This window comes from Teredinibacter sp. KSP-S5-2 (assembly GCF_032773895.1).
In the GTDB taxonomy this organism is placed as follows: domain Bacteria; phylum Pseudomonadota; class Gammaproteobacteria; order Pseudomonadales; family Cellvibrionaceae.
Genome location: NZ_CP120416.1, coordinates 4825987 through 4838805 on the forward strand (window position 1 = coordinate 4825987; position 12819 = coordinate 4838805).

Genomic DNA, 12819 nt, shown 5'->3' on the forward strand with positions numbered 1-12819 from the left:
CATACTTGATCATGGATAACATACCGCAATTATTGCTGGCTGCGGTCATTTACCACAGCAAGAGTCAGGCGTGACAGGCATATAAGCTGCTCTCGGTTATTGTAAATGTGCACCTCCCAAACTTGAGTACTTTTGCCTATATGGACCGCTTTTGCCTTACCAGTCACCAGGCCGGATTTCGCGGATTTAATATGGTTTGCATTTATTTCCAGGCCGACGACGGTTTTACCTTCTTCAGCTGCGTGATGCCCGGCCATGCTGCCCAGGGTTTCAGCCAAAGCGACCGAGGCGCCGCCATGCAGTAACTTCATTGGCTGAAAGGTTCTTTCGTCGACTGGCATGGTGCCGACTACACCGTCGTCCAGGACTTCTGTTACACGGATATCCAGAGTTTCCATCAGTGTGCCGGGCATTGAGCGGTTCAGATTGTGTAATGGGATTTCTTTTTTCCAGATTGACATGACAACACCTTGTACTGGATGGATGAATAAGGGAAATTTGGAGCAGGTTTAGACTATAGAGAATCCTGAGCGGTTCCCGTGTGAATCTGCTCCGCTTTCTTAATTAATTCCTGACGGCTTATTTTTAAATCTGATGAAGTTGGCATGGGTGCATAGCCTATTGGCCGCATATAGCTTGGTAAATTCTTTTCCAAAAAAATTTTAATATCATTTATTACCGTTTCCATAGGCTGCTCTGAGAGAATAAATGCGAAGGGGCGTTGCCCATACTGTGTGTCATTGACGGGGACAACGCAGCATGCCTTTACTGATGTTTGTTGCAGCAGAATAGTCTCAATAGATTCTGGCTGAATATTTTCTCCACCGCTGATAAATTGATTATCCAACCTGCCCAGAATCTTTAATGTTCCGTTATTGAACTCACCGAGGTCTTTCGTATGGAACCATCCTTCTTCATCCGTAGGAAGTTCCAGCTTGTTATTGTGTAAATAGCCTTGGAATAACACTTTTCCTTTAACCAATATCTCATTGTCCGGTGAAGTTTTTAATTCTCTATAAGGCAAAACATAAATCGAGTTGTTTAAATCGTTGGTTGCGATCTGAGATGACATCTCTGTCATACCGTAAGTTGTATAACAAGGAATGCCTTTTTGTACTGCTTCATTAACCAGCTCTGTAGGAATGGGGCCGCCGCCGACTAATGCTGCGTGTATGTGCAGTGGATATTTTTTTTCTTTCAGTCTTTCCATCAGCCTACGTAACTGAGTCGCTACGAGCGAGATGTGTGTTATCTGATTGGTAGCGAGATATTCTGCGTCATCTGCTTTGTCATGAAACCATAGGCTTGCGCCTGAAAGTAACGCTCGAAAAACCAACGCCAGGCCGCCGATATGAAACAACGGTAATGACATGAGAAGCCGGCTACTGGACGCAATCGGAATTAATGAATGTGAACCTGTGGCACTGGCGATATGATTCGTGAGGCTATGAATTGCCAGCTTGGGTGTGCCTGTGCTGCCAGAGGTATAAATGCCGTTACATATTTGGCTGGAATCGGAAGCGTTCAGCACGTGAGCTTTTTCACTCAGTGGATAAACAGACTGAGCTTGTATATGGTGATTAAATATATTGTTGCCAAGTAATACGCTACGTTGAGTGGAGGTAAACTTAGGGTTATAGGGAACGGCAACTGCCCCCAAAAGCATCAGCGAACAAATATTGATAAGTGTATTGATGTCTTTCTCTGCTTCGATAAGCACGAGTTGGTTTGAAACAATTTTCCGTTTGCTAAAAGAAGCTGCTCGTTCTTCAATCTGTTGAATAAACTCTCGGTAGGTGAGCTGCGTGTCCTCGGTGACGATGGCCAGATAATCTCCAAAGTTTTGTTTCGAACTCTGGAGCAGATCGCGAAAGTTTGTGATATGGACTTCATTTAACGACATAGTTTTCCTACTTCGTGAATCGAGTTATGTCGTTCAAGGTCAAAAATTTCTTTGCTTGTATGTTCAATGTTTGTATTGCTAAATAAAATGCTACCCGCCATGGCCTTGAGCGTGTCTAGCCCTTGAGCTTGAGTTAACTTTAACTGATGGGCAAGGTAATGATAAAAATATAATGAAATATTGCTTTCAAAGCTACTGCTCAAAATAACCTTAAGTTGAGAATGTTTTGCATGCTCGATCCAGCTTAGTGAAGACTGCAATCCAATTAACATGGGTTTAATCACTAGATGGGTGAGTCCTATAGTGTTAAGCAGTGTTTGGCGTTGATAGGTGTCGTCGCGCAGGCTTTCATCCAATGCGATTGGAACTGGGAACCGTTGTTGCAACGCACTGTAATCAGAAAAATTACGTAAGGGCTCTTCAACGCATTCAATTTTACTTAGATTCAACTGATCGAAGAATGAGATTGCTTCTTCCAATGTCCAGCTTTGGTTCGCATCAAGTCGTAATCTTTGCTTGGCGGAGATCTGGCGAATCAGTTTCTGTATTTGCGCTTTTTCCTGTTCAATAGGCGCTCTGCCAATTTTTACTTTTACACTGGTTGATGTGGGCGGTATTGTTTCTCCGGTAATGGAAGGGTTGTGGTATAACTGGCAAACATCTGTAGCGCTGCACTTGGCCAGAACTTCTGTATCAATAGTGTGTTGAAGTTGATATTGAAGTGTTTCAACACCATAACGAACAGAAGGGAAAAGGTTTTCCGTTGAATTGAATAAATTTATTAACTTGAGTTGTAATAATTGGGTTTGGCAATGAGAAAGTGATTCTTTGCTGAAACCTGGTAGTGGCGCGATCTCACTTAAATAGAATTTGTCGTCAGGTGTGCGTGCTGCCAGAATTAATCCCTGACGGGATTGGGCGTGTTGAAGTTTTCCGCCAAGGTTAAAACACACTGGCTGGCAAAAGGGTAAGTCATAACGAAATACCCTTATCTGTTGAATTTCCGGCAGCACACTGGGCACGACAATTAGGGTTGTCGTTTATATTTTGTAAAATCCGGTTTTCTTTTTTCCAGGTAGGCATCTCTGCCTTCCTGGCCTTCTTCGGTCATATAGAACATCATGGTTGCATTACCTGCGAGTTCCTGAATGCCTGCCTGACCATCAATGCCGGCATTGAATGCGCTTTTGAGTGTGCGTAGAGCCAGCGGCGAATGCTGAAGAATTTGTTGGCACCAGCTGACGGTTTCTTTTTCCAATTCTGTAATAGGAACAACGGTGTTAACCAGCCCCATATCCAGCGCTTCCTGGGCATTGTATTGCTTACACAGATACCAGATTTCCCGCGCCTTTTTCTGGCCAACTACACTGGCCATATAACTGGCACCGAAGCCGCCGTCGAACGATCCAACTTTGGGGCCGGTTTGGCCAAAACGGGCGTTGTCCGCTGCAATTGTCAGGTCACATACTAGGTGTAAAACATGGCCGCCACCAATGGCATAGCCCGCAACCATAGCAATCACCGGTTTGGGAATTGAGCGAATTAGTTTTTGCAGATCCAATACATTTAAGTGGTGAACGCCGCTATCGTCTTCATAACCGGCATGGCCTCGAACCCGTTGATCACCTCCGGAACAGAAAGCCATGTCGCCTTGTCCGGTGAACACGATGACGCCAACTTCTTCGTCATAGCGCGCGTCGTTAATGGCGGTAATCATTTCCTTTACCGTTAACGGGCGAAATGCGTTGCGAACTTCCGGGCGATTAATGGTGATTTTGGCGATGCCTTCCGCCTTGTGGTAATAAATATCTTGAAAGCCGTGTTCGCTGGAAACATCTTTCCAGTCAAGTGCGGGCGTGATTGTGCTGATAGAGGGATCTGGTTTACTCATAATTCTGATTTCATGATGTAAGAAAATGGATAGTGAATTGGGCAAAAATCTCTGGGGCAAAATTGTGGCAATTGTGCCCCGATTCTTCAATGCATTTATGAACAATATTTGAATTGTATTGCGCCAGTTGTTGGCCGATATCCGAATACTTCGTATCGAGTCCGCCGGAGACATAAAGTACGGGATTATCGCAGCGTGTCAGTGTTGGCCAAAGGTCTTGCTGGTTACCCAGGCTGGTTTGTTTGAGCAACCTGCCGATATGTGTTTGTCGACCTTCTAAACGTGTTGCTTTGCTTTTAATGGTGTCTGCATCCGCTGCAGAAAATACCGGCTGCTGATACCATTGGGTTAAACTTACGGCAAGAGGTTCCTGCTCAAAACGCTGTTGCCAAATGGCGTCATTGGTTTCTCGCTGTTTCTTTTGTTCTGCATTCTTAAGGCCTGGATGTCCGGCTTCCAGTACAACACGGTGTAATTGCGCCGGGTTTTGCTGTAGCCAATGCATTGCGATGCGTGATCCGAGTGAATAACCAATTAAGTGAAATGGATTTTTCAGGGGCAAGCTGGAAAATAAACGTTCGGCGTAGTCTCCAATATTCGAGCATTCTTCGAAACTCGGTAAATCGACAAAAAGACAATAGTATTGATTCGTTAAATGCTTTGCTACATATTGCCAATCGGTTGGATCGCCAAGAAACCCATGTAAAAAAACAATGGCCGGATTATGTTCGGAACCCTGAGTATACCAATGCTCGCTAACTTTCTGCATTAGGTCGATCCAGCGTTTTGGCCAGTGCCGGTAGAAACTGTTTTATCAGTTGGCTGCTTTCGGTCGAGCGAAAATTCAATTCAATTAATGAACAGTCCATGCTTTGCGCGGCAGTGCAATAGATGCCGATAAAATCCTGAACGGTTTTCGGATTGTAATAGGTCAGGCCAAATTGTTTGGCCGCTGAATCAAATGTTAAACCGTGCGGCATTTGGAAAAAATCCTGTTGAATTTTCCCCAATTCGTTAGCTGGCAGTAAATTAAAAATACTGCCGCCATCATTATTAATAACGACGATAACCAACGAAGAATTGTGAGTTAGTGCAGCTTTTTTTGCTAACTGCAAGCTGTTTAAATCGTGCAGTAAACTGGTATCGCCTAATACACAGGTTAATGATTGTTGGCGACCTTGTTGAATGCCAGCAGTGGTGGCTATAAGACCGTCAATACCACTGGCACCACGATTACTTAACACTTGCGCTGGTTCGGGGGTGATGTCGGCAAACATATCAAACAGTCGAATACCAAGACTATTGCCGAGAAACAGCTGAGTGCTTGGAATTATGTTTTGACTAATAACGCGTGCGATATTAAGTTCATTGAAATGCTGTTTGCCAAAACACGGGTGCGAGTTAATAAAGCTTTGAACGCGATTATTCAAGTTGACCAAAGCCTGCGTATGAATGGCGTTGGCTATATTTCCCAGAGAGTTTTCTGAAAAATATTGGCAGGTCTGCACAATATCGCTGCATACTTCTTTGGCTTTCTTTGCCGGGTCCAAACCATCTGAATGATTCTTTATGAGGGTATAGTGTTCAAAATCTCTATTACTCAACCATTGCAATAGTCTTTTGCTGACCATGCGTCCACCAAACTGCACAATATTTTTATACTGACTTAATAATTTTTTCCCTGTTTGTGTGGCCAGTAATAAGTCTGCATGATGAATAACGGATGGGTGTTTTAACAGCCGAAGTTGGCTGTTGATGTCTGGCAAAATTAAAATATTATTTTTGCGGGCCAGGTTTAATACGGCTTTGGCCTCGTCTGAATCAAGCTGCCCGGTAATAAAAAGCTCGGTACCATGTAAGGTGGTTTTTAATTGGTCCAGGTTTAACTGGGTTGTTGCGTCTGCACGATTGAGCTTTCTAACAATAGAATATTGCCCCTGTTCGGATTCACCGTAAAGTGGATCGCGAAAGGCGCAGTTAAGTTGCATTGGCCCAGCCGAACGCTGTAGCGCCTGTTTTACATGTTGCTGAATAATGTCCAGTTCTTTCTGGAAATCCTCTAGTTCATCGGGTGGGGCAATGTTATAAGAAGTAACACAGTTTTCCCCAAAAAGGTTTTTTTGACGGATGGCCTGATTGGCACCGCAGTTTTGTAATTCGTCGGGGCGATCCGCCGACAAAATAATTAGCGGAATGTGACTTTGTCTGGCTTCAACCACGGCGGGGTATAGATTCGCAACGGCGGTTCCGGATGTGGTGATAATGACCACGGGAGCGTGAGTGCTTTTTGCGATACCCAAGGCAAAGAACCCGAGGCCGCGTTCATCGAAATGACTGTGTAATTCCAGGGATGCCTGTGTTTGTTGCAAGCGTGCTGCAGCAATGGTTAGCGGAGCACTGCGGGACCCGGGAGCAATACAAATATGCCGAACGCCATGCTGCATAAGGTGTATGAGTAAGCTGTAACACCAAGCCTCATTGGCGGTGGGATACTCTTGAGTTTGATTCATTGTTGGATTTAAGGCCTGTTAACCGAACCTAAAATTATGCCTTGAGCGCTTTAAGAAACGATGCGATTTTTGCGTCCATTTCCTGCCATTCACTGTCGGCGGTGGCACCCTGAACTATACCAACACCAGAGAAACACTCTACTTGATTCTCTTGAATCAGGGTAGAGCGTATGGCCACAGAAAATTCCACATAGTCCTGACCGAATACACCCACAATGCCGCTATACCAGCCGCGGTTGGTGGTTTCGTGTTGTTGAATATAGTCAAACGCTGCATTGCGAGGGAAACCGCATATTGCCGGCGTGGGATGTAAGGCGTTTACTAATTGTAAGTCAGATACTTCCGGATGCAATCGGACCTTGAGTGGAAGGTAGCGATGTTGAACATTCGCCAGCTTAAATACACTGGGTTCCTCCGGGCAAACAAACTGATCGCCGAATTTACAAATCTGCGTTTTTAGATATTCAGTGACGAGTGAATGCTCTCGCACCAGTTTGGGGTCGCTTTTTAGTTCTTGCTCAAAGTGGAAATCTTCATCTCGGGTTTCGCCTCTTCGAACCGTACCTGCTAGCGATTCGGTGCTTAATGCTCGACCTTTGCGCTTGTACAAACGTTCTGGCGAGCAGCCCATAAAGGTGCTGTTTTTACTGCGAATAATGAAGGAAAAGGCGTTGTTGTTAATGGCTTGCCAGCGCTGGATGAGATCGTAAATATTTAATGGCGCATCTAAGTCAATGCTAACGCTGCGTGCCAATACGGCCTTGTCGAACTGTTGTGCTTGAATCGCGCTCAGTGTCTTGTCTATCCACTGTTGCCATTGCTGGTAGTGAATGCCTTTGCGAATCGAACGAATTTTTGCTGGTGTTTCTTGAGCCTGCTCACTGTCAAAGTTAAGTGCACGTAATCGGTCGATAAGTTGCTGTTGTTTAGCAGACCACTCAGCTTCATTTTGTGGATGGATGCATGCCGACAGGTGAAGTGAGCCGTGGCGTTTTATTAAAGCAATTTCGGGTAAAACAAATAGCGCTGCTGGGAAATCCCGCCATTGCTGTTCGCCGCTGCGACCGTTATAGGAAATGCCACCAACGAACTGAATGGGTACATGGTCTTCATGAGGAACCGACTGGATGCCATTAAGGTATGACGCAAGTTGCTCAAAGAGCTGAGCAAACTCTGTGTCAGTTTCAGCCGATAAGCGGAGTGCTTCACCTAAACCGGATATGGAAAATGACCCCTGTCGGTTTCGCCAATAACAGCTTCGTTCGTCCGGGTTGGCTCTCAAAAATAGGACGGGGTCTATTTGTGGCACTGGCTGGCATACGTGCTGAACAGTATCTGGAAGATACTGCAACCGGGATATGCGCTGGATAAGTTTCTGGATGGCGAGATCAAACGTATTGCGCAATACCTTGGCTTCTGCGGCTTGATATACCTGCGTCGACTGCGGCACTACCTCAGGTTTGATACTCACTCGGGCTCCCAAAAAAACGTTAACTATACTCGCTTATTGTAGCCAGTGGAGCGCCCGGGGTCATGACCCACATCAGAATATCCGCCTTTATGCTAAGTCCCTGATTTTTGTGGGTTTTATGCCCGAAGTTATCCTGTAATTTGCTTTCTGGTTGCTTTTGTTAGAAGGGTATAGGCCTTGCTGGAAGGCCTGAATTATTAAGCATTTTCTAATGCGATTGTGCTGACCACTGTTTTTAACTGTTCATCAAAATCGATGTTAGTGATTTCACCGGTTTCGCTATCAAAATTATCGTAAAAATTGGGAAGTGAAAATTGGCCTTTCACTTCACCACCAAAGAACGGTGCGGAGGTGACTGCTGAGGCGAGTACGTTCTTGGCTCCGCCAGGGCCGGGTGAGGTGGCCAATAGCACCATAGGTTTGCCTTGCCACACTTTTTGATTAATGCGAGACGCCCAGTCAAACAGGTTCTTGAATGCGGCGGTATAAGTACCGTTATGCTCGGCGAAGGCAATAACCAGTGCGTCGGCATCGGTGATCTTCTGATAAAACTGTTTTATTTTTTCCGGTTGGCCTAATTCCTCTTCACGCTCAATACTGAAGAGCGGCACTTCATAATCGTTAATGTCCAGAATTTCAGTTGTTTCCGCATCGAGCAATTGAGTGGCATAGGTTGCCAATTGTTTATTGATCGACTGCCGGCTATTGGTTGCTGCAAATGCTAACACCTTCATCTTTGGCTCCTTCGTACTTTGCATAGACCTTAATCAGTCGTAGCAGTATGTACTGTTCCTTAGATGGATAAAAGATCGAGTTTTGCAACTTATTGTTCCATAATTGGAACGGTGGTTGGAAGTCTGGAAGAGTGAGATGGTTGATGTAAATGATATGTTGATTTTTGCCAGGGTGGCTGAGCTGGAGGGGATCTCCAAAGCCGCTGATGCCATGCAGATTCCGAAGTCGAGAGTCAGCCGTCGACTGGCGCAGCTGGAAAGTGATTTGGGGGTGAGGCTGATTGAACGCAATACCCGTTCGGTGCGTTTGACCGATTCTGGCTTGGCCTATTTTCAGCACTGCAAGCGGATTGAAGAAGAAGTGCAAAACGCTCAAGAATCCATATGCGACAGTCATTATGGTTTGAGTGGGACACTTCGTGTTAGTACATCATTAACGCTGGGTCAGCATGTTATTGCGCCGCATTTGAGTCGATTTAATCAGATGTACCCTGGAATACACGTTGATTTAGACCTTTCAAACAGGCGGGTTGATTTAATTACGGAAGGTTTTGATTTGGCGATTCGAGTGGGGCAGATTGAAGATTCATCACTCATTTGCCGGCGTCTTGGCGGCGACTGTGCAGCGCTTTATGCTTCTCCCCAATACCTCGCGCAGCATGGCGAACCAACTCATCCGGAACAACTGAAGGACTTCAAGGTAAGTTGCATGCCGGAAAGCAGTTTCGCCAAGGTCTGGCATTTGGTTAATAAGTCAGACGTGTCCTGCAAGGTAAAGGTTTCTCCCTGGGCGAGTGTGAACGACATGACAACCTTGAGAATGCTGGCCGAAAACAGTGTGGGTATTGTGTTGTTACCAAGATATTTGGCGAGGGAGAGTGTGGCGGAGGGGCGGTTAAGGGCTGTGCTCTCTGAATGGTGTTCCCCGCCGTTTGGTTTTTATGCGCTTTTTCCAAGTCGGCATGGTTTAACCCGTAAAGCCCGAGCCTGGTTGGATTTTTATCAGGAATATTTTGCTGTTTTGGGTGTTAACGATAATTCGCTTGGTGGTACAAAATAGCCTTACTGAGTGAGCAGTTTTATTTTTTTAAGCTGAACTCTTTGGCATTCACAAAAATTTGCAGGACATTGTTTAGAGTGTGTCTTTCTTGTTGTGCGATCTCCGTAAACTTTAACTCGATTTCTGCTCCATCATTATTGGATCGCACCATACAATAATTTACCCGTGTCTTGGCGCGAATACGGACTTGTTCATTTTTATAGTTCACGTAAAACTCAATATTAACCGGGCTGTTAATCGGTAGTGCTCGAGAATAGAGTATGGATACTCCGCTTTGTAATAGCTCGTAGATGTGCCCCTCAGAAATTTTTCGATCCTGAGTCATTACGCGAGCACGCCAGTTAACCATGTATCTGGCGCCCTTCATTCTTGCCGGTGTTTTGGCTTTGAGATCGTTATTAAAATTCATTCTATGAGTTTAGATGAGAAAAGAGCCCGTGTTTATAAGGAAGAAAGCGCTTTGTTTAGTCGATAAAATTATTAGGGCTCCAAGTGTTTGTGCCTGTTTGACTATGATGCCAAATAATCGACGTTTGTCGAGTGTTTTTATTCGGGGTCAGTTTGGTGTTAGGGTTTTGACGTTTTTTGTCTAAATCGAAATTGATTTCGCTTAATATTTTTTACCGTAAACTATTTTATATTGAAAGACTGTAATGACTATGAATACCCGGTGTACCTCCTCCATGCCCCATCATGAAACCGTTCAATGTCCAAGATGCAAATCGCAGTTTGAATGCAAAGTTGGCTCAATACTGATTTGTCATTGTAACGAGGTAAAACTCTCCGACGGGCAAAAGCAGTATGTTGCTGAGCGCTGGGAGAGTTGTTTGTGTCATGGGTGTTTGTTGGATATTCAGACGAATATCGGAGAATAGGTTCTTCTTCACCGTCCCTGGCGATTTTGGTAAATATAATTTACGGCTACTAAGCCAGCTCTTGTCGAAGTTGTTTTGCCGCGTTGACCATATGGGTTAATGCCGGTATTACTTCCTCCCAACGACGGGTTTTTAATCCGCAATCCGGATTGATCCATAGGCGGTTTACCGGGATTTTCTCTGCCGCCAAACGAATGAGTTTTACGATCGATTCTGCATTCGGAGTGTTGGGTGAATGAATATCGTATACCCCAGGCCCAATTTCATTTGGGTAATGGTAATCGTCAAACGCTTGTAAGAGCTCCATTTGTGAACGGGAAGTTTCGATGGTGATCACGTCGGCATCCATTTGACCTATAAACTCAATAATGTCGTTAAACTCCGAATAACACATATGAGTGTGTATTTGTGTTTCGTCTTTTATCCCATTAACACAAATCCGAAACGCCTTGACCGCCCAGGTTAAGTAACTTTGCCAGTCACTTTTACGCAAAGGCAAACCTTCCCGTAACGCAGCTTCATCAATTTGAATTATCTGAATACCCTTGTTTTCCAGGTCAAAAACTTCTTGTCGAATCGCCAGGGCAAGTTGATAACAGGTTTGGCTAAGCGGTTGATCATCACGAACAAACGACCAGTTGAGCATGGTGACCGGTCCGGTAAGCATGCCTTTTACAGGTTTGTCTGTTAAGGATTGGGCGTAGCTCGCCCACTCAGTGGTAATGGCTTCAGGCCTTGAGATATCGCCATAAATAATCGGTGGCTTGACGCAGCGCGAGCCGTAAGATTGCACCCAGCCAAACTGGGTAAATATGTAGCCTTCCAGATGCTCAGCAAAGTATTCCACCATATCATTGCGCTCGGCTTCGCCGTGAACCAAAACATCGATGCCTAACTCTTCTTGTTGACTGACCGCTTGCTGAATTTCTTTTTGCATGCTGGAACGGTAGTCATGCGTTGTGATTTCCTGATTCTTAAATCGTTTTCGTGTTTGACGAATATCGCTGGTTTGCGGAAATGAACCAATGGTGGTTGTGGGGAGCAGTGGTAAACGTAGCGTGTTCTTCTGTTTTTCCGCTCGAACGGCATATGGTGTCTGCCGATAGCCGGATAGCTCAGGGACTTTGAGCAGCTGATTAGTGATTTCCTGCTTGTTGACTCTGCGGGAATATTTTCTATTCTCAATGGCTTCCTGATTTAACGCTAATACATCTTGAATTGAGTCTTCTCCAGATGTCAGAGCATGAGCCAAAAGTTGTAACTCCTCCAGCTTTTGCTCAGCAAACGCAAGCCAGGGTTTGATTTCTTCTGCGAGATTTTCTTCTACGGATAAATCAACGGGAACATGCAACAGCGAGCATGATGGTGCCAGCCATAATCGCTCCCGAAGCTTTTGATAAATCGGCTGCAGCCAATGAATGGTTTTGATTAAATCTGTTTTCCAGATGTTGCGTCCATCAATAACGCCTAGAGACAACACCTTGTGAACGGGAAGCCAATCAATAACTTTTTTAACTTCATCGCGGGCATTAATGGTGTCGACATGTATGCCAGCAACGGGTAATTCACAGGCGAGCTGCAGGTTTTCCCTGAGTTGACCGAAGTAGGTGGCCAATAAAATTTGGATGTTGCTGGCTTTAAGAGAATGATAGGTTTTTTGTAATGCATGTTTCCATTCGTCGGTAAGCTCTGTAACCAAAATGGGTTCATCTATTTGCACCCAGGTTATGCCTTTTTCCGCAAGCAACTGCAGTAATTGGGCATAAACAGGAATAATCCTGTCAACCAGATTGAGCTTATTGCTGTTGTCGGTTGTTTTACTTAACCAAAGGTAAGTTAGCGGGCCAATCAAAACCGGTTTTACTTGGTTGCCAGCGAGTTGTGCTTCTTCCACCTGTTTTAGCAAGCGGGTTGGGCTCAGGGTGAAATGTGTGTTTGCCGAAACTTCGGGGACAATATAGTGGTAATTGGTATCAAACCATTTGGTCATTTCGCCAGCTCGAAAACAGGCACAGCTGTCATCACAACTGGACCGACCTCGCGCTATGCGGAAGTAGCTGTCCAGCTCTGTAACATTATCTTTTTTGTATTGATTGTCGACATTACCCAGCAGAAAGCTGGTATCCAGAACTTGATCGTAAAATGAAAAATCGCCGGTCTGGGTAAAACTGAGCTGCCTGTGGCGAGCGTGGTTTTGTTGTCGAATTTTCAGACCGGTTTGTTCAAGTTGCTGCTGAGAAATATCTCCGCGCCAATAGGATTCGAGGGCGAATTTAAGTTCTCTTTTGGGGCCTATGCGGGGGAAGCCCAAGTTATGTGTTGTGATCATGTTATGCCTCCATATGCGTTTTGAGGCATTGTATTAATTCGAAATT

12 protein-coding genes are annotated in these 12819 nt (G+C 45.0%); 2 read left to right on the forward strand and 10 right to left on the reverse strand.

Annotated features, from left to right (window positions below):
* Positions 1 to 29: 29 nt before the first annotated feature.
* From P5V12_RS20770 to P5V12_RS20805, 8 genes are all read right to left on the reverse strand, one after another.
* Positions 30 to 461 carry a hotdog fold thioesterase gene (locus P5V12_RS20770; RefSeq protein WP_316954998.1) on the reverse strand — a complete coding sequence of 144 codons (432 nt, stop codon included), beginning with the start codon at positions 459 to 461 and terminating at the stop codon, positions 30 to 32.
* Positions 462 to 514: 53 nt separating this feature from the next.
* A complete protein-coding gene (gene menE, locus P5V12_RS20775; protein WP_316954999.1) occupies positions 515 to 1903 on the reverse strand; it encodes an o-succinylbenzoate--CoA ligase in 1389 nt (462 codons plus the stop codon).
* Entirely contained in the window at positions 1894 to 2916 is a 1023-nt protein-coding gene (menC, locus tag P5V12_RS20780) for an o-succinylbenzoate synthase (RefSeq protein WP_316955000.1), read from the reverse strand. Before menC ends, menE begins: the two co-directional genes overlap by 10 nt.
* 14 nt (positions 2917 to 2930) lie before the next feature.
* On the reverse strand, positions 2931 to 3794 hold the full coding sequence (menB, locus tag P5V12_RS20785; protein WP_316955001.1) for a 1,4-dihydroxy-2-naphthoyl-CoA synthase: 864 nt from the start codon (positions 3792 to 3794) through the stop codon (positions 2931 to 2933).
* Positions 3795 to 3804: 10 nt separating this feature from the next.
* On the reverse strand, positions 3805 to 4563 hold the full coding sequence (locus P5V12_RS20790) for an alpha/beta fold hydrolase (RefSeq protein ID WP_316955002.1): 759 nt from the start codon (positions 4561 to 4563) through the stop codon (positions 3805 to 3807).
* Complete coding sequence (gene menD / locus P5V12_RS20795) at positions 4550 to 6304, reverse strand: 2-succinyl-5-enolpyruvyl-6-hydroxy-3-cyclohexene-1-carboxylic-acid synthase (RefSeq protein WP_316955003.1); 1755 nt, start codon at positions 6302 to 6304, stop codon at positions 4550 to 4552. The genes P5V12_RS20790 and menD overlap by 14 nt, the downstream gene beginning before the upstream one ends.
* Positions 6305 to 6338: 34 nt before the next feature.
* Positions 6339 to 7775: an isochorismate synthase gene (locus P5V12_RS20800; RefSeq protein WP_316955004.1), complete on the reverse strand. Its 1437-nt coding sequence runs from the start codon at positions 7773 to 7775 to the stop codon at positions 6339 to 6341.
* A gap of 197 nt (positions 7776 to 7972) precedes the next feature.
* Entirely contained in the window at positions 7973 to 8509 is a 537-nt protein-coding gene (locus tag P5V12_RS20805) for an NAD(P)H-dependent oxidoreductase (protein WP_316955005.1), read from the reverse strand.
* Between the two features lie 136 nt (positions 8510 to 8645).
* Between P5V12_RS20805 and P5V12_RS20810 the strand changes: the two genes are divergently transcribed.
* On the forward strand, positions 8646 to 9569 hold the full coding sequence (locus tag P5V12_RS20810) for a LysR family transcriptional regulator (RefSeq protein WP_316955006.1): 924 nt from the start codon (positions 8646 to 8648) through the stop codon (positions 9567 to 9569).
* A gap of 19 nt (positions 9570 to 9588) precedes the next feature.
* Here the strand turns inward: P5V12_RS20810 and P5V12_RS20815 are convergent, their stop codons facing one another.
* Positions 9589 to 9978, reverse strand: coding sequence for a hypothetical protein (locus tag P5V12_RS20815; protein WP_316955007.1), 390 nt, complete (start codon positions 9976 to 9978; stop codon positions 9589 to 9591).
* A gap of 274 nt (positions 9979 to 10252) precedes the next feature.
* On the opposite strand from P5V12_RS20815, the gene P5V12_RS20820 reads away from it, so the two are divergent.
* The gene (locus P5V12_RS20820; RefSeq protein WP_316957462.1) at positions 10253 to 10444 is read left to right on the forward strand and encodes a cysteine-rich CWC family protein; all 192 of its coding nucleotides are present in this window, start codon (positions 10253 to 10255) and stop codon (positions 10442 to 10444) included.
* Positions 10445 to 10493: 49 nt separating this feature from the next.
* On the opposite strand, the gene metE is transcribed toward P5V12_RS20820, so the two are convergent.
* Positions 10494 to 12773 (reverse strand): 5-methyltetrahydropteroyltriglutamate--homocysteine S-methyltransferase, encoded by a 2280-nt coding sequence (metE, locus tag P5V12_RS20825; RefSeq protein ID WP_316955008.1) that lies wholly within the window; start codon positions 12771 to 12773, stop codon positions 10494 to 10496.
* Positions 12774 to 12819 lie beyond the last annotated feature (46 nt).